26 protein-coding genes are annotated in these 21007 nt (G+C 70.9%); 11 read left to right on the forward strand and 15 right to left on the reverse strand.

What is annotated here, in order from left to right:
* Positions 1–2: 2 nt before the first annotated feature.
* Together GWK16_RS18490 and GWK16_RS18495 are read left to right on the forward strand one after the other, a co-directional pair.
* A complete protein-coding gene (locus GWK16_RS18490) occupies positions 3–1103 on the forward strand; it encodes an ABC transporter ATP-binding protein (protein ID WP_170055455.1) in 1101 nt (366 codons plus the stop codon).
* Between the two features lie 2 nt (positions 1104–1105).
* Positions 1106–1864, forward strand: a complete 759-nt coding sequence (locus GWK16_RS18495; protein ID WP_170055456.1) for an SDR family oxidoreductase — start codon at positions 1106–1108, stop codon at positions 1862–1864.
* 6 nt (positions 1865–1870) lie between these two features.
* On the opposite strand, the gene GWK16_RS18500 is transcribed toward GWK16_RS18495, so the two are convergent.
* Together GWK16_RS18500 and GWK16_RS18505 are read right to left on the reverse strand one after the other, a co-directional pair.
* Positions 1871–2872, reverse strand: a complete 1002-nt coding sequence (locus GWK16_RS18500) for an asparaginase (protein ID WP_170055457.1) — start codon at positions 2870–2872, stop codon at positions 1871–1873.
* Positions 2869–4134, reverse strand: coding sequence for a glycosyltransferase (locus tag GWK16_RS18505; protein ID WP_170055458.1), 1266 nt, complete (start codon positions 4132–4134; stop codon positions 2869–2871). The genes GWK16_RS18500 and GWK16_RS18505 overlap by 4 nt, the downstream gene beginning before the upstream one ends.
* A gap of 132 nt (positions 4135–4266) precedes the next feature.
* On the opposite strand from GWK16_RS18505, the gene GWK16_RS18510 reads away from it, so the two are divergent.
* Positions 4267–5001, forward strand: a complete 735-nt coding sequence (locus GWK16_RS18510) for an SDR family NAD(P)-dependent oxidoreductase (RefSeq protein WP_170055459.1) — start codon at positions 4267–4269, stop codon at positions 4999–5001.
* Here GWK16_RS18510 and GWK16_RS18515 read toward each other — a convergent pair whose 3' ends face one another.
* From GWK16_RS18515 to GWK16_RS18530, 4 genes are read right to left on the reverse strand one after another with little or no spacing between them, the layout of a single operon-like run.
* Positions 5002–5400, reverse strand: a complete 399-nt coding sequence (locus GWK16_RS18515; RefSeq protein ID WP_170055460.1) for an SRPBCC family protein — start codon at positions 5398–5400, stop codon at positions 5002–5004. It abuts the gene before it with no gap.
* A complete protein-coding gene (gene arfB, locus GWK16_RS18520; protein WP_170055461.1) occupies positions 5400–5825 on the reverse strand; it encodes an alternative ribosome rescue aminoacyl-tRNA hydrolase ArfB in 426 nt (141 codons plus the stop codon). The genes GWK16_RS18515 and arfB overlap by 1 nt, the downstream gene beginning before the upstream one ends.
* Positions 5822–6550 (reverse strand): ethanolamine ammonia-lyase subunit EutC, encoded by a 729-nt coding sequence (gene eutC / locus GWK16_RS18525; protein WP_170055462.1) that lies wholly within the window; start codon positions 6548–6550, stop codon positions 5822–5824. Before eutC ends, arfB begins: the two co-directional genes overlap by 4 nt.
* A complete protein-coding gene (locus GWK16_RS18530) occupies positions 6547–7911 on the reverse strand; it encodes an ethanolamine ammonia-lyase subunit EutB (RefSeq protein ID WP_170055601.1) in 1365 nt (454 codons plus the stop codon). The genes eutC and GWK16_RS18530 overlap by 4 nt, the downstream gene beginning before the upstream one ends.
* 85 nt (positions 7912–7996) lie before the next feature.
* On the opposite strand from GWK16_RS18530, the gene GWK16_RS18535 reads away from it, so the two are divergent.
* From GWK16_RS18535 to GWK16_RS18550, 4 genes are all read left to right on the forward strand, one after another.
* Positions 7997–8548 carry a phosphonopyruvate decarboxylase gene (locus GWK16_RS18535; protein WP_170055463.1) on the forward strand — a complete coding sequence of 184 codons (552 nt, stop codon included), beginning with the start codon at positions 7997–7999 and terminating at the stop codon, positions 8546–8548.
* Between the two features lie 4 nt (positions 8549–8552).
* Complete coding sequence (locus tag GWK16_RS18540; protein WP_168043347.1) at positions 8553–9155, forward strand: thiamine pyrophosphate-dependent enzyme; 603 nt, start codon at positions 8553–8555, stop codon at positions 9153–9155.
* A 92-nt stretch (positions 9156–9247) separates the two neighbouring features.
* Positions 9248–10222 (forward strand): hydroxyacid dehydrogenase, encoded by a 975-nt coding sequence (locus GWK16_RS18545; protein WP_170055464.1) that lies wholly within the window; start codon positions 9248–9250, stop codon positions 10220–10222.
* Between the two features lie 10 nt (positions 10223–10232).
* Positions 10233–11603 (forward strand): MmgE/PrpD family protein, encoded by a 1371-nt coding sequence (locus GWK16_RS18550; protein ID WP_170055465.1) that lies wholly within the window; start codon positions 10233–10235, stop codon positions 11601–11603.
* Positions 11604–11647: 44 nt separating this feature from the next.
* Here the strand turns inward: GWK16_RS18550 and GWK16_RS18555 are convergent, their stop codons facing one another.
* The 6 genes from GWK16_RS18555 to GWK16_RS18580 form a co-directional block, all read right to left on the reverse strand.
* Positions 11648–11875, reverse strand: coding sequence for a hypothetical protein (locus tag GWK16_RS18555; RefSeq protein WP_170055466.1), 228 nt, complete (start codon positions 11873–11875; stop codon positions 11648–11650).
* 23 nt (positions 11876–11898) lie between these two features.
* A complete protein-coding gene (locus GWK16_RS18560; protein ID WP_170055467.1) occupies positions 11899–12072 on the reverse strand; it encodes a hypothetical protein in 174 nt (57 codons plus the stop codon).
* A gap of 59 nt (positions 12073–12131) precedes the next feature.
* Positions 12132–12338, reverse strand: a complete 207-nt coding sequence (locus GWK16_RS18565; RefSeq protein ID WP_168043352.1) for a cold-shock protein — start codon at positions 12336–12338, stop codon at positions 12132–12134.
* 222 nt (positions 12339–12560) lie between these two features.
* Positions 12561–13529, reverse strand: coding sequence for a Bug family tripartite tricarboxylate transporter substrate binding protein (locus tag GWK16_RS18570; RefSeq protein ID WP_170055468.1), 969 nt, complete (start codon positions 13527–13529; stop codon positions 12561–12563).
* Between the two features lie 87 nt (positions 13530–13616).
* Positions 13617–14594, reverse strand: a complete 978-nt coding sequence (locus GWK16_RS18575) for a Bug family tripartite tricarboxylate transporter substrate binding protein (protein ID WP_170055469.1) — start codon at positions 14592–14594, stop codon at positions 13617–13619.
* Between the two features lie 56 nt (positions 14595–14650).
* The gene (locus tag GWK16_RS18580; RefSeq protein ID WP_170055470.1) at positions 14651–15433 is read right to left on the reverse strand and encodes an enoyl-CoA hydratase/isomerase family protein; all 783 of its coding nucleotides are present in this window, start codon (positions 15431–15433) and stop codon (positions 14651–14653) included.
* Between the two features lie 121 nt (positions 15434–15554).
* Between GWK16_RS18580 and GWK16_RS18585 the strand changes: the two genes are divergently transcribed.
* Positions 15555–16727, forward strand: a complete 1173-nt coding sequence (locus GWK16_RS18585) for a CaiB/BaiF CoA transferase family protein (RefSeq protein WP_170055471.1) — start codon at positions 15555–15557, stop codon at positions 16725–16727.
* Between the two features lie 5 nt (positions 16728–16732).
* Here the strand turns inward: GWK16_RS18585 and GWK16_RS18590 are convergent, their stop codons facing one another.
* Positions 16733–17311, reverse strand: coding sequence for a chlorite dismutase family protein (locus tag GWK16_RS18590; RefSeq protein ID WP_248291477.1), 579 nt, complete (start codon positions 17309–17311; stop codon positions 16733–16735).
* Between the two features lie 85 nt (positions 17312–17396).
* On the opposite strand from GWK16_RS18590, the gene GWK16_RS18595 reads away from it, so the two are divergent.
* Genes GWK16_RS18595 through GWK16_RS18605 form a run of 3 tightly spaced genes read left to right on the forward strand, consistent with a single transcriptional unit; the run spans position 17397 to position 20077 of the window.
* Entirely contained in the window at positions 17397–18575 is a 1179-nt protein-coding gene (locus GWK16_RS18595) for an enolase C-terminal domain-like protein (protein ID WP_170055472.1), read from the forward strand.
* A 6-nt stretch (positions 18576–18581) separates the two neighbouring features.
* The gene (locus GWK16_RS18600) at positions 18582–19229 is read left to right on the forward strand and encodes a methyltransferase domain-containing protein (protein WP_170055473.1); all 648 of its coding nucleotides are present in this window, start codon (positions 18582–18584) and stop codon (positions 19227–19229) included.
* Positions 19226–20077 (forward strand): MipA/OmpV family protein, encoded by an 852-nt coding sequence (locus GWK16_RS18605; RefSeq protein ID WP_170055474.1) that lies wholly within the window; start codon positions 19226–19228, stop codon positions 20075–20077. The genes GWK16_RS18600 and GWK16_RS18605 overlap by 4 nt, the downstream gene beginning before the upstream one ends.
* Positions 20078–20092: 15 nt before the next feature.
* Here GWK16_RS18605 and GWK16_RS18610 read toward each other — a convergent pair whose 3' ends face one another.
* Positions 20093–20557, reverse strand: a complete 465-nt coding sequence (locus GWK16_RS18610) for a copper chaperone PCu(A)C (protein ID WP_211187538.1) — start codon at positions 20555–20557, stop codon at positions 20093–20095.
* A gap of 55 nt (positions 20558–20612) precedes the next feature.
* Positions 20613–20987 carry a DUF2946 family protein gene (locus tag GWK16_RS18615; protein WP_170055476.1) on the reverse strand — a complete coding sequence of 125 codons (375 nt, stop codon included), beginning with the start codon at positions 20985–20987 and terminating at the stop codon, positions 20613–20615.
* Positions 20988–21007: the final 20 nt, after the last annotated feature.

Here is a 21007-nt window from a genome sequence, read left to right on the forward strand (position 1 = left end):
CGATGGCGCAGGTTTCTCTCCGCAAGGTCATCAAGGCCTATGAAGGCGGCGTGCAGGCGGTCAAGGGCATCGACCTCGAGATCGCGGACCACGAATTCGTCGTGCTGGTCGGCCCGTCGGGCTGCGGCAAATCCACCACGCTGCGCATGATCGCGGGGCTCGAGGAGATCTCGGGCGGCGACATCGCGATCGGCGGCACGATCGTCAACGACATCCCGCCGCGCGACCGCGACATCGCGATGGTGTTCCAGAACTACGCGCTCTATCCGCACATGTCGGTCTACGACAACATGGCCTTCGGCCTGACGCTGCGTAAGTTCCCCAAGGCCGAGATCGACAAGCGGGTGAAGGAAGCCGCGCGCATCCTCGACATCACGCCGCTGCTCGAACGCAAGCCGAAGGCGCTGTCGGGCGGCCAGCGGCAGCGCGTCGCGATGGGCCGCGCCATCGTGCGCGACCCCAAGGTCTTCCTGTTCGACGAACCGCTGTCGAACCTCGACGCCAAGCTGCGCGTGCAGATGCGCACCGAGATCAAGAAGGTCCACCAGACGGTGAAGACCACGACGATCTACGTGACGCACGACCAGGTCGAGGCGATGACGCTCGCCGACCGTGTGGTGGTGATGAACCACGGCGTGATCGAACAGGTCGGCCCGCCGCAGGAGCTCTACCACCACCCGGCGACCAAGTTCGTCGCCGGCTTCATCGGCAGCCCGGCGATGAACTTCATCCCCGCGCGGATCGAGGAAGCCTCGGGCGCGCTCAACGTCGTCATGAACAACGGCACGACCCTCGCGGTGCCCGAGGACCGCGTCGCCCGCTACCGGCCCCATGCCGGCAAGCAGGTGCTCTTCGGCATCCGGCCGGAGCACCTCACCGACGACAAGACGATGGACAAGTCGAACCTCGCCCCGCTGTCCCTGACACCCGAGGTGATCGAGCCGATGGGCATGGAGACGCTCGCGCATTTCCGCCACGAGGGCACGGAGATCACGGCGCGGCTCGATCCGTCCACGCCGGCCGAGGTCGGCAAGCCGCTCGCGCTGATCGCCCACATGAACCAGATGCACATCATCGACCCGACCACGGACAAGGTGATCTGACCATGGCGCGACTCGCTGGGAAGTCCGCCTGGGTCACCGGGGCGGGCAGCGGAATCGGGCGAGCCATCGCCATCGCCTTCGCCCAGGAAGGGGCGAAGGTCGCCCTCACAGGGCGGCGCACGGCGCCGCTCGAGGAGACGGCGCGGATGATCGGCGGCGGGGCGGTCATCGTCCCCGCCGACCTCACGGACGACAAGCAGGTGGCGGCCGCGCTCGCGAAGGTCGAATCGACCATCGGCGGACCGGACATCCTGGTGAACAACGCGGGCGTGAACCTGCCCAAACGCTACCTGCACCAGCTGACGCCCGAGGCGATCCGCACGCTGGTGGACGGCAACCTGACCGCGCCCTTCCTCACCTCGGTCGCGGTGCTGCCGGGGATGCGCGAGCGCGGCGGCGGGATGCTGATCCAGATCGCCTCCATGGCGGGGAAGGGCATCTCCTTCCTCTCAGGCCCGGGCTACATCGCGGCGAAGCATGGCTTCGTCGCGCTGTCGCAGGCGATCAACCAGGAGAACGGGATCCACAACATCCGCTCCTGCTGCATCTGCCCCGGTGAGGTCGCGACCGACATCCTCAAGAACCGGCCCGAGCCCGTGCCGGCCGAGGACATCGAGCGCCTGCTGCAGCCCGAGGACCTCGCCGCCATGGCGGTCTTCGTCGCGACCATGCCGGCGCGGGTCAACATCACCGAGATGCTGGTGACGCCGACCTACATGCGCCTGATCGCCCCGCAGGCGAAGAAGGTCGCCGCGATGTAGCGCGGGTCAGGTGGGGAGCGTCGCGCGCACCTCGCCGACCGCATTGCCGTTGCTGTCTCGGATCTCGCCTTCGATGCGGGCCGCGACGGCCTCCGCCGCATCCAGCAGCCCGAGCCGCCCCAGGATGGTCGCGAAAACGCCCATCTTGGCGCGCGAGGCGCCGTCGGCGAGCTTCACCGCGATGCCGAGGCCGCGATCCGGCACGAAGCCCACCACGTAGCCTTCCGCCCCGCCCTTCAGCAGCACGCGCCCCTGCGTCGCGCGCACCACCTGCCCGGTCGACGACCCGCGCCCGGACAGATGGTCCGGATAGGCGCGGATCGCGGATTGCAGGCGCCGGATGGCGGTGCGGCGCGAATCCGTCGCGACCTTGGCCGCGGCCCAGCGCGCCGCTGCCTTGGCCATCGCCTCCATCGGCAGCGCGAGGGCCGGCAGGCCGCAGCCGTCGATGCCGCTGGGCAGCGCCGCCGCATCGAGGCCGAGCAGTTCCGAGAAGGCCTCGAGATACAGCTTCTGCGCAGGATGCGCGGGATCGTTGTAGCCCGCGACCGGCGCGCCGATGTGCTTCGACAAAGTCAGGAAGCCGCAATGCTTGCCCGAGCAGTTGTGGAAGACGCGGGAGCGGTCCCCGCCCGCGCGCCACACCGCCGCCTGGTCGGCCTGGCTGCGCGGCATGTCCGGGCCGCAGACCAGCGCGCTCTCGGTCAGCCCGAGACGCTCCAGCCAGCCACGCACCAGCGCGACCTGGAAGTCCTCCGCGCTGTGGGAGGCGCATGCGAGCGCAAGATGCTCCTCGGTCAGGCCCGCCGCATCCGCCGCCCCGCTCTCGACCAGCGGGATCGCCTGGAAGGGCTTGAGCGAGGAGCGCGGGAAGGTGACGAAGGACGGATCGCCCCAGGCGAGCAGCACGCGCCCCTCGGCATCCGCCACCACCGCGCAGCCCTGGTGGACGCTTTCGAGGATGCCGCCGCGGCGGATCTCGGCCATGGGAACGAAGGGCGTGGTCATCGTGGGGTCTCCGGCATCGGGATGACGTCGGTGCCTGGCCTGCCGGCGAGCACCGCGTCGAAGAGTTTCACCTGCTGCGGCAGGCAGATGGCGTGCAGGTCGAACTTCTCGAGCATCGTGCGCCGCGCCGCCTGGCGCAGCGGCACGTAGCGGTCGGGATGGGCGAGCGCGTCGACCACCGCATCCGCCATCCGCTGGTGGTCGAAGAAGGGCAGCAGCAGCCCGTTCTCGCCATGGCGGATGACCTCGGACAGCGTCGGCGTATCGGATCCGATGATCAGCGCCTCGCAGCCCATGGCCTCGACCAGCGACCAGGAGAGCACGAAGGGGTAGGTGTAGTAGACATGCGCGGCCGAGGCGCGGAACAGCGACACCAGCCCCTCATGCGGGATGCGCCCGGTGAAGTGCACGCGCGCGGGATCGAGCCGCGCGCCGACCTCCTCCATCATCACCGCCTTCCAGCTGCGGCCGTCGGCGGGCGTGCGGCCATAGCCGCGCTCCTCGCCGCCGACGATCACCGCATGGGCCTTCGGCCGGCGGGCCAGGATCTCGGGCAGCGCGCGCATGAAGACGTCGAAACCGCGATAGGGCTCGAGATTCCGCGACACGAAGGTCACGACCTCCTGACCCCGTTCGACGAGGAAACCATCCGGCAGCGCGACCTTGCTGGTGCCCACGGGCGTCGCGAAGGTGGCGTCGACGCCCTCATGCACGACCGAGGTCATGTCCTGCACGTGGCGCGGATAGCGACCGCGCTGCCACAGCGTCGGCGACATGCACCAGTCGGCGGTCTCGAGCGACTGCAGCTGCGTCATGTTCAGCGTGCGCACCCGCGCCATCTCGTCGATGTTCACCGGCTGGGACGGGTCGAAGCCGATGTCGCCGCCCCGGGCGTGATAGTAATACTCGCAGTAGTGGACGATGCGCGCATCGGGGAAGACGTCGCGCAGGTAGAGCCCCTCGCCCCATCCCGGATGGCAATAGACGATGTCGGGCACGAAGCCGCGCTTCTGCAGCGTGATCAGCGCGCGCACCACGTTCTGGCCGCGGCGCACCGCGCTCTCGACCGGGCGGAGGTAGCGGTGGGTCTTGTCGCCGGCGGGGTCGGGCGCCGGGTAACGCAGATGATGTACGCCCGGCGGAGTGGCGTTCTGCCGTTCGCCCAGGCCAACGACGCGCGCGTCCTTCCGCTTCGCGATCATCGGCGCGAGGTGCCGCCACTGGCCCGGGAAGTTCTGGTGGATGAACAAGGCCTCGACCACGCGCACCCTCTCCCTTCCCGATCGATCCCTGCCGCTTGATGCCGCCAATCCGGCGGCGCGGCAACCGGGGTGGCTGGCCGGCGCGACGCAGCGGGGCCAGGATGGCGTCGGTATCGCTGAGGAATTGCGAAGATGGGTTTCGACTTCACGGGCAAGCGGGTGCTGGTGGCCGGCGGCAGCCGCGGGATCGGGCGCGCGATCGCGCTGGGCTTCGCGCAGGCGGGGGCGAAGGTGTCGGCCTGCGCGCGCGGAGCGGACGGCCTCGCCGCGCTCCAGGCCGAGGGCGTCGCGCATGTGAAGCCGACCGACCTCGCCGATGCCGGCCAGGTCGCCGCCTGGGTCGCGGAAGCCGCGGCCACGCTCGGCGGCGTGGACGTGCTGGTGAACAACGCCTCCGGCTTCGGCATGGGCGACAGCGAGGAGGGGTGGAAGAAGGGCCTCGACGTCGACGTGATGGCGACGGTGCGCGCGAGCCACGCCGCCCTGCCCCACCTCCGCGCGGCGAAGGGCTGCATCGTCAACACGACCTCGATCTCGGGGCTCGGGCCCTCGGTGCGGACGCCGGCCTATGCGGCGGTGAAGGCGCTGATCATCAACTACACCGCGTCCCAGGCGGCCGCGCTGGCGAAGGACGGCATCCGCGTGAACGCGGTTGCGCCCGGGTCCATCGAGTTCCCCGGCGGCACCTGGGAGAAGCGGCGGGCGGAAGACCCGGCGCTCTACAACCGCATCCTCGCCGGCATTCCGTTCGGCCGGCTGGGCGAGCCCGAGGAAGTGGCCGATGTGGCGCTGTTCCTCGCCTCCCCGCTCGCGCGCTGGGTGACGGGGCAGACCATCGTGGTCGATGGCGGGCAGATGCTGAGCTGATCAGCCCTCGAGCAGCCGCTTCAGCGTCGCGAGGTCGGCGGCCACCAGGCCCGCGTCGCGCGCGAAGTCGGCCTCGGTCATCCCCGGCTGGCGGAACAGGGTGAAGAGCACCTCCGCGCCGTCGCCATTCGGCACGACGCGCATCGGCACCTCGACCACGGACCCGTCCGGCAGCATGACGGCGTGGTCGAGCACGCCGTAAGCGTTCGGCGCGGCGAAGCGGAGCCGCAACGCGCCCTGCGGCGTCTCGACCCGCCAATCCGCGCCGTCGGGCGTGACCGCACCACCGAGGCCCGCCGCCCAGCGCGGCAGGTTCTCGGGGCAGGAGGCGAAGGCGTAGACCTCCGCCGCCGGGCGTTCGATTCGCGTCGACAGCGTGCGGCTTTCGCGCGTCGGCATCACTCGTCGCGCCCGGGCGCACCGCGCATGCGCTTGGTCTCGCCGCGCCGCGTCTTCGATTCCAGACGCCGCTTCTTCGACCCCAGCGTCGGCTTCGTCGCCTTGCGCGGCGGCGGGGGCGGCGTCGCGGCCTCGCGGATCAGCACGAGAAGCCGCTCCAGCGCATCCTCCCGGTTGCGCTCGCGCGTGCGGTGACGCTGGGCGGTGATGACCAGCACGCCGTCCTTGGTCATGCGCCGGCCGGCCAGCGTCGCGAGGCGCGCCTTCACCGCATCGGGCAGGTTCACCGAGGCCATGGCGGCGAAACGCAACTGCACCGCCGTCTCCAGCTTGTTGACGTTCTGCCCGCCGGGGCCGGAGGCACGGAGGAAATCCTCGGTGATCTCCGATTCATCCAGCGCGATGCGCGCCGTCACCCGGATCATGGCGCGGGCAATGCGCCGGCGGGCATCTCGTCCTTCAGTGCCACGCCGGTCGCGCCGAGCCCCTGCGCCGCGCGCAGCAGCCAGGCGGTCTTGGCGGCGGCCTCGTCATAGGACAGGCCGCCGGGACGGACATTGCTGATGCAGTTGCGATCCGCATCCGTGCGCCCGCGCCGCGGCGCCCAGGTGATGTAGAGGCCGAGGCTGTCGGTGGCCGACAGGCCCGGCCGTTCCCCGATCAGCATCACCACGGCGGCAGCACCGGTTGCCTCGCCGATCTCGTCGCCGAGTGCCACGCGCGCCTGTTCCGCGATCACGACCGGGCCTGGCGGCAATGCGAGCGCCGGGACGAGCCGTTCCAGCACCGCCGGCGCATGACGCTGCACGCCGATGGCGCAGAGCCCGTCCGCCACCACGAAGACCACGCTGCCCGGTGCGCGCGGCAGGACCGTGCCCTCCGCCAGCCGACGCCCGAGATCCGGCCGCAGCAGATAGTCGCGACGGTCCGGCACCGCGCTGCGCACCCGCACCACCGGCAGACCGAGCGGCGCGACCGCCGCCTCCATGGCCGCGACGTCCAGGGACGACCACACCGCATCCCGCGCCCGCGCATGCGATTCCTGGAAGTCGAGGTGCGCCGATGTCGGCTGCGCCGTCCCCGCGCGCCCGAGCCCCACCCGCGCATCGGTGAATCGGCGCAGGTCGCGCCAGAGCGAGGGCGTGCTCATGCAAGACCGATCAGCGCCGGGGAGAGCCGCGCCGGGATGCGTTCGGCATCGAGCCCGATCCCCATGCGGTCGAGCCAGGCCTCGAATTCCGGCGCCGCGCGCTTGCCCAGCATCGCGCGTGCCGTCAGCCCGTCATGGAAGGAGGTCGACTGGTAGGCGAGCATCACGTCATCCGCCCCTGGCACGCCCATCACATAGGTGACGCCCGCGACGCCGAGGCATGTCAGCAGCGTGTCCATGTCGTCCTGGTCGGCCTCGGCGTGGTTCGTGTAGCAGACGTCGACACCCATCGGCAGGCCGAGAAGCTTGCCGCAGAAATGATCCTCGAGCCCGGCGCGCAGGATCTGCTTGCCGTCGAACAGGTATTCCGGCCCGATGAAGCCGACGACCGTGTTCACCAGCAGGGGCGAGAATTCGCGCGCCACGGCATAGGCACGGGCCTCGATGGTCTGCTGGTCGACGCCGTGATGCGCGTCCGCGGACAGCGCGCTGCCCTGGCCGGTCTCGAAATACATCACGTCCTCTCCGACCGTGCCGCGCTTCAGCGCTAGCGCCATCTCCCGCGCCTCCTTCAGCACGGAGAGCGACACGCCGAAGGAGGTGTTCACGCCTTCGGTCCCGCCGATCGACTGGAACACCAGGTCGACCGGCGCGCCGCGTTCCATCGCCAGCATCGTCGTCGTGACATGCGACAGCACGCAGGATTGGGTCGGGATGTCGAAGCGATCCCGCACGGTGTCGAGCATCTCGAGCACGCGCATCACCGCCTCGACATTGTCGGTGGCGGGGTTCACGCCGATCACGGCATCCCCGGCGCCGAGCAGCAGCCCATCCAGCACCGAGGCCGCGATGCCGCGCGGATCGTCCGTCGGATGGTTCGGCTGCAGGCGGATCGACAGCGTTCCCGGCAGGCCGATGGTGTTGCGGAAGCGGGTGACGACGCGGCACTTCGCCGCGACCTGGATCAGGTCCGCGACGCGCATGATCTTGGACACCGCGGCGGCCATCTCTGGCGTCAGGCCGGGCGCGAGCGCGGTGACGGCGGCGGGATCGGCCGCCAGCAGCCAGTCGCGGAAGCCGCCGACCGTCAGGCTGCGCACCGGCGCGAAGGGCGCCGCGTCGTGGCGGTCGATGATCAGCCGCGTGACCTCGTCGGCCTCGTAGGGGATCACCGCCTCGTTGAGGAAGCGTCCGAGCGGCACGTCCGCCAGCGCCCGCTGCGCCGCGATGCGTTCGGCCGCGCTCTCGGCCGCCACCCCGGCCAGCGCATCGCCCGAGCGCAGCGGCGTGGCGCGCGCGAGCAGCGTCCTGAGGTCCGGGAACACGTAACGTGTCCCGGCGATGTCCTGCGTGAAGCCCATGGCAGCCATGATGGACCGCCCGGCGCCCACCTTGCCAGCCCGTCGCCGCGCCCTAGGATGCCGGCCGGAAACTGCCGAGGAAACGATGGACGCCGACGCGATCGACAAGGCCCCGGATGCCGCAGCGGCCTGGCCCGACCAGATCTACGGGCTGCTCAAGAAACATGACATACGCCAGGTCGCGCTGGTGCCGGACGCAGGGCATTCCCGCCTGATCAAGCGCTGCCTGGCCGACAACGAGATCCAGGTCACCACCCTGACGACCGAGGAGGAAGGCATCGCCCTGTTGCAGGGCGCCTGGCTCGGCGGCCAGAAGGCCGTGCTGCTGATGCAGTCCTCGGGCGTGGGCAACTGCATCAACATGCTCTCGCTGTCGCACATCCATCGCTGCCCGATGCCGATGCTGGTGACGATGCGCGGCGACTTCGGCGAGTTCAACCCGGCCCAGATCCCCATGGGCAACGCCACCCAGGCGGTGCTGGAAGCCATGGGCACGCTGGTCAAGCGCGCCGACACGCCCGAGGACATCGCGCCCACCGTGGATGCGACCATCCGCCTCGCCTTCAACACCTTCCGCCCGACCGCGACGCTGATCGGCCAGCGCGTCATCGGCGCCAAGACCTTCGGCAAGGACTGAGACGATGCTCGCGGAATCCGGAAAGCTCGACCGTCGCGAGCTCACCCGCGCCCTGCTCGAGGATCGCGGGGAGATGGTCGTCATCGCCGGCCTCGGCGCGCCGGCCTGGGACATCACGGCGGTGGGCGACCACCCGCTGAACCTGCCGCTGTGGGGCGGCATGGGGGCGGCGGCGATGATCGGCCTCGGCCTCGCCCTCGCGCAGCCCAACCGCCGCGTGCTGGTGCTGACCGGCGACGGGGAGATGCTGATGGGCATCGGCGCGCTCGCCACCATCGCGGTGAAGAAGCCGCGCAACCTCTCGATCGTCGTGCAGGACAACGAGCATTACGGCGAGACCGGCATGCAGGAGACCGCCACCAAGCACGGCGTCGACCTGGTGGCCATGGCGAAGGGCGCGGGCTTCCCGCAGACCATGTTCGTCACCAAGCCCGGGGAAGTGCCCGCCCTGAAGGCGGCGATCCATGCCGGGAACGGTCCGTTCTTCGCGGTGGCGAAGATCGACGCCACCAGCAAGAAGCTGGTGCTGCCGCCGCGCGACGGGGCCATCATCCAGGCCCGGATGCGCGAAGCCATCCTGGGGCCGGAGGCACACCACCAGCTCTGATCCCGGAGGGGTCCCGCCCCTCCGGACCACCCTGCCCAAGGCCGCAGCCGACGCAGAGCGGCGCGAAGCCTCCCAGACCACAGGAAACCTCCATGCCGCATATCGTCTGTCTCCGCCCGCTGCACCCCGATGCGATGGAACGCCTGCGTTCCGAGCCGGGCTACACCGTCACCCTGCTCGACCCGGTGACGCCGGAGACGCTGCGCGAGCCGATGAAGACGGCCGAGGCCATTATCGTCCGCGCGACGAAGATCGATCGCGCCTTCCTGGCCAACGCCCCGATGCTGCGCATCTGCGCCCGCCACGGCGTCGGCTACGACGCGGTGGACGTGGAGGCGCTGACCGAACGCGGCATCCCGCTGACCGTCACCCCGGATGCCAACGCCGTCTCGGTCGCCGAGCACGCGATGATGCTGATGCTGACCACGGCGCGGCGGACCATCGACTACGACCGCAACACCAAGGCGCTGGACTGGGGGCCGAAGCCCACGCTCAAGACCCTCGACCTCGCGGGCCTGACGGTGCTGGTGGTCGGCTTCGGGCGCATCGGCGGCCGCGTCGCGCGGCTCTGCCAGGCCTTCGGCATGGATGTGCTGGTGCACGATCCCTACATCCCGCAGAACACCATCAAGGGCGCCGGCTTCAAGCCGGTGAAGGTGCTGCATGAGGGCCTGGCCGCGGCCGACATCGTCACCACCCACTGCCCGTCCAACACCGAGACGCGCGCCATGGTGAACGCGTCCTTCTTCGCCGCCATGAAGCCAGGTGCCGCCTACATCAACACCGCCCGCGGCACGCTGGTGGACGAGACGGCGCTGACCAACGCGCTGAAGTCCGGCCACCTGGGTGCGGCCGGCCTCGACGTCTTCTGGGAGGAGCCGGTGACCACGAAGCTTCCCTTCCTCGACTTCCCCAACGTCGTCGTCTCGCCCCATTCGGCCGCGGCGACCGAGCAGTCCACCCGGCGCATGGGCCTGTCCTGCGCCGAGAGCATCTTCAGCCTGTTCAAGGGAAACCTCGACCCCGACGTCGTCATCAACAAGGAGGTGCTCCGCGGCAACGCGTGAGCAGCACGCCATGACGAACCCGCTTCTCGTCCTCGCCGACCATGCCGCCTCCTGGCGGTCCCGCGACCTGCCTCAGGACGTCGCGCACCACGCGCGGCGCGCCCTGGTGGATTGGTTCGCCGCGCTCCTCGCCGGCGCCTGGCGGGAGCCCGCGACGCTGATGTCGGCCGCCCTCGAGGACGAGACGCGGGGCGGCGGCGGGGCGGTCTGCTACGTCTCGGGCCGCCGCGTGCCGGTGCGCCACGCCGCGCTGCTGAACGGCACGGCGTCGCACACCGTCGAGTTCGACGACATCTACCGCTACGCCGTCTACCACCCGGGCTGCCCGACCATCGCCGCCGCGCTCGCGGCCGCGCAGGCGCGCGGGACGGACATGAACGGCCTGCTGCGCGCGCTCGCCGCGGGCTACGAGGTGTCCTGCCGCATCGGCCTCGCCGTGCAGCCCTCGCACTACGATTTCTGGCATACGACCGGGACCGTCGGGACCTTCGGCGCGGCGGCCTCGGTCGCGGTGCTGCTCGACTGCGACGCGAACCGCACGGCGCATGCCATCGCCACCGCCGCGACCATGGCGGGCGGGCTGCAGCAGGCCTTCCGCGGCGAGGGGATGTCGAAGCCGCTGCATCCGGGCCACGCGGCCGAGGCCGGGGCGCTCGCCGCCATGGCGGCGGCCAAGGGCATGACCGGCGCGCTCGATGTCCTGCACGGCCCGGCGGGCTTCGCCGCGGCGACCAGCGAGGACACCGGCAAGTGGGAGAAGCCGCTCGCCAATATCGGCAAGCCCTTCGCCATCACCGACATGACCTTCAAGAACCACGGCTGCTGCGGGCACATCTTCGCAGCCCTCGACGCCGTGCGGGACCTGCATCTCGAGCACGGCTTCAGGCCGGAGGAGGTCGTCTCGGTCGCCGTCGGCGGCTACAAGGCGACCAAGGAGGTCTGCGACCGTCCGACCGCGCAGACCGAGCAGGACTGCCGCTTCTCCACCCAGTTCACCATCGCGACGATGCTGCTGCATGGCGGCGTGCGGCTGGTGGCCTTCACGCCGGACCGCCTGGCGGATCCCGCGATCCGCGCGCTGATGGGCAAGGTGACGGTGGCACTCGATCCGGAATGCGCGGCGGCCTTCCCGTCCAAGCGGTCGGCCAAGGTGGCGATCACGCTGAAGGATGGCCGGGTGCTGTCCCGCCACCAGCACACCCGCAAGGGCGACCCGGATGCGCCGCTGTCGGACCAGGACCTGTCGGACAAGTTCCTGGAACTGACTTCGGACGCCGTCGGTGCCGCGGCGGCGAAGGCGTTGCTGGCGCAGTTGTGGGAAGGGTCGGCGCTGCCGGGGATCGTGCCCCTGGTGGCGAAGCAGGCGCGCGCGGCGGAATAGCCGCGGCGGATCGTGCGGGGGAAGGCCGGCTTCCCCCCGCGACGTTACTTGCGCTTGCCGCCGACGCGCAGGATCTGCGCGATCGACAGCGCCGGCTTGCCGGACGCCTTCGCGATCTCGTTGTCCTGTTCCTGGATCACCTTGCGCGCGGGCTCGTCGCCGTCGAGCCCGCCGAGGATCTCGGCCGGGACCTTGCGGTTCGAACGGCGGCTGCCGTCCTCGTAGATCACGTCGAACAGCACGAAACTGGCTTTGCTGGCGGGCTTGGCCATCGGGGGCTCTCCTCCGCGGCGCGTCAGTCGCGCGCGGGCTTGTCTGTCAGGTGTTCGGTCTCGGGCTCGTCGGCCTGGCCGGATGCCTTGCGCCTGGCGACCGCTTCCTCGCGTTCGCGCAGCTTGGCGTCCTTCTTGGCCTGCTTGGCCCGGTTCACGTCAGCACGCTGCTGACCGTAGTTCGGCTTGCGGGCCACGGGTCTGCTCCGGGTCTGGAAAGGTGAAAGGGCGGCCCGGAGGCCGCCCTCGCAGTGGCTCAGGCGAGGCGGAGGTTGCCCGCCGAGATCTTGCCCTGCTGGCCGCGCTGCAGCTCGAACTCGACCTTGTCGCCTTCGTTCAGGCCGTTGAGGCCCGAGCGCTGCACGTCGCTGATGTGGACGAACACGTCCTTGCTGCCGTCCTCAGGCTGGATGAAGCCATAGCCCTTGGTCGCGTTGAACCACTTCACGGTACCGATGCTCATGCCGATGTCTCCGGGTTGAGCGTTGCCGTCGCGCGACATGCGCGACTGCTGCCGACTGCACTGGCGCAGGGCGGCGTTGCCGCCGCGCCAAGCGCGACGGGCCAGCCATCGCTGAGGCTCAACCATAGGAAAGGCACGGAGAGCGGGTCCGCGGAACGGACCGGACGAGGTGACGCGGAAGGCTATGCGCCTTCCGGTACCCGAAAGCAAATCCAATTCGCGTCAGCCCGCCCGCGCACCGGTTGCGCGCAGGATCGGAAGCCAGCGCTGCATCTCCGCTTTCAGGAAGTTGCGCAGCGCCGCGGCGTCGCCCGCGCGCGGTTCCACGCCGCGATCCGCGTAACGTTGCTGGATGGCAGGATCGGCCAGCACCGCGAGCGTCGCTGCCGACACCTGCTGCAGGATGGCCGGCGGCGTGCCCATCGGCGCATAGATCGCCTGCCAGGACGATGCCTCGTAGCCCTCGACGCCCGCTTCCTGCAGCGTCGGCAGGTCGGGCAGCATCCGCGACCGGCGTGCCGTCGTCACCGCGAGGCCGCGCGCGCGACCGTCCTGCATCATCGGCGCGAGCAACGTCTGACTGTCGATCATGAAGTCGACACGCCCGGCGACGAAATCCGTCACCGCCGCGGGCGTGCCGCGATACTGCACGATGGTGAAATCGACGCCCGCGAGCTTCTTCAGCAATTCGCCCGCGAGATGCGACGCCGCGCCGATGCCGGTCGTCGCGAAATTCGCATCTCCGCGCTTCGATCGCAGCCAGGCCAGCAGCGAGGGCACGTCGTTCGCCGGCACCGCCGGGTGCACCGCGACGAGAAAGGGCTGCTCGCCCACCAGCGCGACCGGCGCGAAGTCAGTCACCGGATCGATCCCGGAATCCGCGAAAAGGGCGGGGATCACCGCGTGCGCCGCGCCGTTCAGAAGCAACGTGTGACCATCCGCGGGCGCCCGGGCCACGGCACGCGCGCCGATGGTGCTGCCGGCGCCGGGCGTGTTCTCGATGACGATGGGCTGGCCGAGGCGCTGCGACAGCGGCTCGGCCACGATCCGCGCCACCACGTCGATGATCCCGCCGGCGGCGAAGGGCACGACCATGCGGATCGGCCGGTTCGGATAGCCGCCCTGGGCGCGGGCGATGGCCGGTGCCGCCAGCAGCGCGGCGGCGGCAAGAAGGCTGCGACGATCGGCCATGGCTGCGGGCTCCCGGGATGCTCTCCCGATGCTAGGCGCCCCCCGCCACGCTGGACAGGCCCCGCGCGGGGCCCGTCCGACACGCGCTCAATCGAGTCGGATGTTCGCGTTGCGCACCAGCGCCGAGTAGCGTTCGGCATCGTTGCGGAGCATCGCCGCCGCCTGCTGCTGCGTGCCGCCGCCGACCAGGAAGCCGGCGTCGACGATGCGCCGGCGCAGTTCCTGGTTCCGGTAGGCCTTGTTCACCGCGGCCACCCAGCGGTCGGCGATCGGCTGCGGGATGCCGGGCGGGGCCATCATCATGTACCAGACCACGGCGTCGAAGCCGGGGAAGCCGAGTTCCGCGACGGTCGGCGTCTCCGGCAGCCATTCCACGCGCTCGGGCATCGTCACCGCCAGCGCGCGGACCGCGCCCGAGCGGATATGCGGCAGGTAGGTCGGGAAGGTGTCGATCGCGAGGTCGATGCGCCCGGCGAGGATCTCGTTCACCGCCTGGCCCGTGCCGCGGAAGGGCACATGCGTCATGCGCACGCCCGCCTGGGAGGCCAGCAGTTCCGCCGCCAGGTGCTGCTGCGTCGCGACGCCCGAGGAGGAGTAGTTCAGGTCCCCCGGCTTCTGCCGCGCGCGTTCCAGCAGGTCCGGCAGGGTGCGGGACGGCGAGTTCGCCGGCACGACGCAGACCAGCGGCACCGTCGCGGCATGGACCACGGCGGTCTGGTCGCGATGGATGTCGAAGGGCGGCGGCGACATCAGCGGCGGCACCACGGCCGAGGCGCTGATCGTCGTCATCAGCATGGTGTAGCCGTCCGGCCGCGCGCGGGACAGCGCCAGCACCGCGAGCGTGCCCGAGGCGCCGGGCCGGTTCTCCACCGCGATCGCCTGGCCGAACTCCTCCTGCAGCGCGGGGGCGAGGAAGCGGGCGATGATGTCCGTCCCCCCGCCGGGCGCGAAGCCGACCAGCAGGGTGATGGGGCGGCTCGGATAGGCCTGGGCGAGCGCCGGCGCGGGCAGCAGCGGCATGAGCGCGGCCGCGCCCAGCGCGCGACGGCCGATGGTCATGGTCATGGGGTTTCCTTCCTCGGCAGGTGCGGCGGCCCTCTGCGGGGCCGTCCGCCTCGGGCTCACTTGCCCTGGAACCTGGGTGCGCGCTTGTTGAGGAAGGCGTCGACACCTTCCTGGAAGTCGGCCGAGGTGAAGCACATGGTCACGAGGTCGTCGCCCTCGACGTCGCTGGTGGCCTTGCGCAGGCGGCGCAGGGCTTCCTTGGTCGCCTTCAGCGTCAGCGGCGCCAGGTCCTTCATGCTGGTGGCGAGTTCCATCGCCCGCGCGGCGACGGCGTCCGGCGTCTCCAGCACCTCGGACACCAGGCCGATATGCTTCGCCTCCGCCGCGCTGAACAGGCGCGAGGTCATGATCATCTCCGCGATCGCCGCCGGCCCGACCAGGGCGTAGAAGCGCGCGAAGTTGTGCATGTTGAGGATGTTGCCGAGCGTCTTCGCGATCGGCAGGCCGAAGCGCGCGGACTGGTCGCAGATGCGGATGTCGCAGCAGCCCGCGATGCCGAGCCCGCCGCCCGTGCAGGCGCCGGCGATGGCCGCGATGACCGGCTTGGTGCAGTTCTCGAGCGCGCCGAGCACCTTGTCGATCCGCGCCTCGTAGTTGAGCGCGTCCTCGGCGGTCTTGAACTCGCGGAACTGGCTGATGTCGGTGCCCGAGGCGAAGGCCTTGCCGCCGGCGCCGGTCAGCACCCAGACGCGGATCGACCGGTCGGCGCTGATCTCGCCGGCCAGGTTCTGCAGCCGCTCATACATGCCGAACAGCATGGCGTTGCGCGCCTGCGGGCGGTTGAAGGTGGTCCAGGCGATGCCGCCCTCGCGGACCTCGTGAAGGATCTCGTCGCTCATGGCGCTCCGTCCCGGTGTTGCGTGTCGCAAGGCGTAGCGGGATGGGGCGGGCCGTCAAGCCGGTGTCTTGCCCATCCCGCCGTGCGATGCGAACAAAAGCGCGACCGGAGGACCACCGACCATGATGCCCTTGTCCCGCTTCACCGTGCTCGACCTGACCCGCGTGCGGTCCGGCCCCACCTGCGTGCGCCAGCTCGCCGATTGGGGCGCCAACGTGATCAAGATCGAGGCGACGGACGAGGTCGACACCGGCAAGGGCCTGGGCGGCGAGCGCGACGGGCCGGACTTCCAGCACGTGCACCGCAACAAGCGCGGCATGACGCTGAACCTGAAGTCGCCCGAGGGCCTGGCGGCCTTCCGCCGCATGGTCGCCAAGGCCGACGTGGTGGTGGAGAACTACCGCCCCGACGTAAAGACCCGCCTGGGCGTCGACTACGACAGCCTCGCCGCGATCAATCCGCGCATCGTGCTCGGCTCGATCTCGGGCTTCGGGCAGGACGGCCCCTATGCCAAGCGGCCGGGCTTCGACCAGATCGCGCAGGGCATGGGCGGACTGATGTCGGTGACCGGCCTGCCGGGCCAGGGGCCGGTGCGCGCGGGCATCCCCGTCGCCGACCTGACGGCCGGCCTCTACTGCGCGCTCGGCATCATGGTCGCGCTGCTGGAACGCGAGGTCACCGGCAAGGGCCGCTGGGTGCATGTCTCCCTGCTCGAGGCCATGGTCGCGATGATGGACTTCCAGGCCACGCGCTGGACCATGAAGCACGAGGTGCCGAAGCAGGCCGGCAACGACCATCCGACCACCATCCCGACCGGGCTGTTCAGGACCTCGGACGGCGTGATGAACATCGCCGGCGGCGGCCAGGTGATGTGGGACCGCATCGTGAAGGTCCTCGGCATCCAGGAGGAGGCGAAGGACCCCGACATCGCCACCGACAAGCTGCGCAGCCAGAACCGCGTGAAGGTCAACGCGATCATCGAGCGCGTGACGCAGACCGATACCTCGGCGAACTGGGTCGCGAAGTTCAACAAGGAAGGCGTGCCCTGCGGCCCGGTCTATTCCATGGACCAGGTCTTCGCCGATGAGCAGGTGAAGCATCTCGGCCTCGAGATGACGGTGCAGCACCCGCGCCTCGGCGCGCTCAACGTGGTGCGCGCGCCGATGCAGATCGCCGGCGTGGACTGCGCGAAGAACCCGACGCCGGAACGCGGGCAGCACACCGAGGAAGTGCTGGCGGAATTCGGCTTCAGCGCGGAGGAGATCGCTGCGCTGAAAGCGGCCAAGGCCGTCTGAGCGCGTCAGTCGCGCGCGAGGCGGATCTCCACCTCGCGCTCGACGTAACGCCATTCCTCGGTCGCGCGCAGCCGGGCGAGCAGCGCATCGAATGCGCTGTTATGCTCGGGGGCGAATTCGAACCAGGTGAGGAAGTCGAAGGGCTCGCCAAGGTCGCGGCTGTGGATCAGCCGCCGCGCCACCGCCGGCAGGTAGTCGAGCCCGATCGCGATGTGGCGCGACTTCTCCTCGAGGATGGCGCGCCGCGCATCCTGCGCGAGCGCCCACCATGCCTCTGATTTGCGGATCGGGATCAGCGCCGCGCGGAGCGCCGCCGGGCGGCCGAGGCCTTCCTGCACGGAGGCGAGGCGATCCCGCTCCGCTTCGGCGGTGTAGCGGAGATGGCTCGTCACGCCGCGCAACCGCCAGGCGCCCGGCGGCGCGGCCGCCTGGCCTTCCTCGACGACGAGCCGCCGAGCCGGGGCGAGGCTCTCGCCGGCCACGGCGCGGATCGCCGTGATCTGCCAGGGGCCGGTCTCCCCGGCGGTCACGGCGATGGGCAACGGCGGCGGCATGACGGGACGGTAGATGCTGCGCCGCAGCAACCGCAAGCCTTTCCGCCGCTTGGGTTTGCGCCGATCCGCCCGCGCCTGTAGGAAGCCGCGCCGCCATCATCCGGGGAAGCCGCCCATGCGCATCGCCTCCATCCGCCAGGGCGTGGTGCCCATCAGCAGCGCCATCGCCAACGCCTATATCGATTTCTCGAAGATGACGGCCTCCGTCGTCGCCATCACGATCGAGGACGGCGCGGGCCGGAGTGCGACCGGCTACGGATTCAACTCGAACGGCCGCTACGCCCAGCCTGGCCTGCTCGCCGAACGCTTCGTCCCGCGCCTCGAGGCCTGCACCGAGGCCGAACTCACCGCCGCCGACGGCAGCCTCAACGTCGCCGGCGCCTGGGCCGCGATGATGAAGAACGAGAAGCCGGGCGGGCATGGCGACCGGTCGGTCGCGGTTGGCGTGCTCGATATGGCGCTGTGGGATGCCGCGGCGAAGATCGAGGGCAAGCCGCTGTGGCGCCTGCTGGCCGATCGCTTCCGCGGCGGCGAGGCCGATGACAGCGCCTGGGTCTACGCCGCCGGCGGCTACTACTACCCCGGCAAAGGCGTCGATGCGCTGGTCGAGGAGATGAAGCGCTATCTCGGCCTCGGCTACACCACGGTGAAGATGAAGATCGGCGGCGCGCCCGGCACGCCGATCAAGGACGCGCTGCGCGAGGACGTCGCGCGCATCGAGGCGGTGGTGAAGCTGCTCGGCGGCGACGGCTCGCGCCTGGCCGTCGACGTGAACGGGCGTTTCGGCCTGCACGCGGCGCTGGCCTACGGCGCAGCGCTCGAACCCTTCAAGCTGCGCTGGTACGAGGAACCGCTCGACCCGCTCGACTACGCGACGCATGCGACGCTCGCCGAGCACTACGGCCCGCCGCTCGCGACCGGCGAGAACCTGTTCTCCATGCTCGATGCGCGCAACCTGATCCGCCACGGCGGCCTGCGGCCGGACCGCGACATCCTGCAGTTCGACCCGGCGCTGTCCTACGGCCTGGTGGAATACCTCCGCACGCTCGAGATGCTGCAACTCCACGGCTGGTCGCCGCGCCGCTGCGTGCCGCATGGCGGGCACCAGTTCGCGCTGAACATCGCGGTGGGCCTCGGGCTCGGCGGCAACGAATCCTACCCCGAGGTCTTCGCCCCCTTCGGCGGCTTCGCGAGCGACACGCCGGTCGTCGACGGCCGCATCCGCATGCCGGACGCGCCTGGCATCGGCTTCGAGAAGAAGAACGACCTCTGGGCGGTGCTGAAGGATCTCTGAGGCGGGATGACGGACCTCGCGGCGGTCGTCGCCGACCGCTATCGCGACGCCTCGCGCACCGCGCGCGGCTTCATCCGTGGCAAGCTGCGCGGGGACCCTGTGGTGCCCGCGCTGCTCGCGCTGGGCGGGGCACATAGCCTCGGCCACGTCCTCGACCTCGGCTGCGGCCGCGGGCAGCTGGCGCTCGCGCTGCTGCTGTCAGGCAGGGCGGACCGCGTCACCGGCCTCGACCTCGACACCGGCAAGATCGCGGCCGCACAGGCCGCGGCCGGCGATCTGCCCGCGCGCTTCGACGTCGCCGACGTCGCCGCCGCGCCGATCGCGCCCTGCGACACGCTGATGCTGATCGACGTCCTGCTGCAACTAGCCCCGCCTTCGCAGGACGCGCTGCTCGCGCGCATCGCCGCCGCCGCCCCGGCCCGCATCCTGATCCGCGCCTTCGACCCGGAGCGGGGCTGGCGCAGCAGCCTCGGCTTCGCGATGGAACGCGCCCGCCGCGTCCTTGGCGGCGACCTCGGCCTCCGCGGCGCCGTCGCGCCTCGGCCTCTGCGGGAGATCGCCGCGCCGCTCGAAGCCGCGGGCTATGCGGTCGCTGTCACGCCCTGCTGGACTGGCACGCCCCTGCCGAATGTGCTTCTAGTTGCGCAACGATGATTCTCCGCCGCCTCCTTGCCGTCCTCGCGCCGCTCCTCGCCACCCTCCCCGCCACTGCGCAGCAATTGCCGGTCTTCGAGGTCGGCATCGCCGGCGGCGGCGGCTGGACGCCGGCCTATCCGGCCTCCAACCAGAACCACTGGCGCGGCCTCGCGATCCCCTACCTGATCTATCGCGGCGACCTGTTCCGCGCCGATGAGGGCGGGCTGCGCGCGCGCACCCGCCTCGCCGACGACATCGAGATCTCGGTCAGCGCCTCGGGCGGCTTCAATGCGAGCTCGAACGACATCACGGCGCGCCAGGGCATGCCCGACCTCGACTGGCTGGGGGAGATCGGGCCGAACCTGCGCTACACGCTGTGGCGCGGCGACGATCCCGCGGTGCCGCGGCGCATCCTGATCGACACGCCGGTCCGGGCGGTCTTCTCGACCGACTGGTCCTCTGTCTCCTTCCGCGGCTTCACCTTCGCGCCCGACATCGCCTACGAGCACGTCCACTTCCTCTCGCCCTTCGCGCGGCTGAGGCTCTCGGCCGGCGTGCTGTTCGGCACCGACCGCTACACCGAGTATTTCTACCAGGTGGACCCGCAATACGCGCAGCCCGGGCGCGAGGCCTACAATGCGCGGGCCGGCTATGTCGGGTCGCGCGTCTCGGTCTCCTATCGCCTGCCGCTCAGCGAACGTGTCTCCATCGTCGCCGGCGGGCGGATCGAGAACTTCTCCGGCGCGGCGAACGCCGACAGCCCGCTGTTCAAGAGCGAGTGGAACTTCTCCGTCGCCGCGGGTTTCGCGATCTCGCTCTGGCGATCCGAGGCGCGCGTGGACGTCTCCGCCCAGCCCTTCGACTGAGCGGAGACGCGCTGGTCAGTGATGCTGCGGGCCGTTGCCGCGGGCGCCCGCGGCCTCGACGGCGAGTTCCACCTGCACCTCGCCGGCACGCTCGAAGCGCAGCGTCAGCGGCACGCGCGTGCCCTGCACCAGCGGTTCCTTCAGGCCGATGAGCATGATGTGGAAGGCCCCGGGGCGCAGTTCGACCGTCTGGCCCGGCGCGATCGCGATGCCGTCGACCTGGCGCATGCGCATGACGTCGCCGTCGCGGATGTGCGTATGCAGTTCGACCGCGCGCGCGATGGACGCGGAGGCGGCGACGAGGCGATCCGGCTGGGCGCCGGTGTTGCGCAGGGTCAGGAAGCCGGCGCCGGTGGCATTGGCGCCCGCGGCGCGGGACCAGGGATGGCCGATGGCGATGTCGCCGGCGGTGTAGTCGTGGGCGGCGGCGGGCAGGGCAGCGAGGGCGGCCGCGGCCGCCAGCAGGGAACGACGAAGCATGGAATGCGTATCCTTCGGATTGACGTGCATGGGCGCGCCGTGCGGCGCGGGGGCGTCAACCGAAGGGGGGCGGTGCTCGTGGCGCGAAGGGCGGCGCGCGGGCGGCCGGCGGCAGGGCCTCGGCCGCCAGGGCGTGCCAGGCGACAGGCGCCGCGCCCCAGGCCGGCGTCGGCACGGCGGGCGGGACCAGGACCGCGGCCTGCGGCAGCGCCGGACAGGCGAGGCAGGCGCCGCTGCCGCTGTCGGGCGCCGGCATCTCCTGCCCGTCGGGGCCGACATGGACGGTCCGCGTGCCGTCGGCCGAGCAGATCACCGCCGCGAGGCCCGAGGGCGCCGCCGCCATCGCCAGGCAATGCGCCGGCGCCAGCACGGCCTGCACGAGCAGGGCCAGGGCCACCAGGCGCGACAGGAAGCGGGGCAGGCGGATCACCAGGGTCACCTATCCCCCGG

Origin of the sequence: Neoroseomonas marina (genome assembly GCF_012927745.1) — a bacterium.
Taxonomy (GTDB): domain Bacteria; phylum Pseudomonadota; class Alphaproteobacteria; order Acetobacterales; family Acetobacteraceae; genus Neoroseomonas; species Neoroseomonas marina.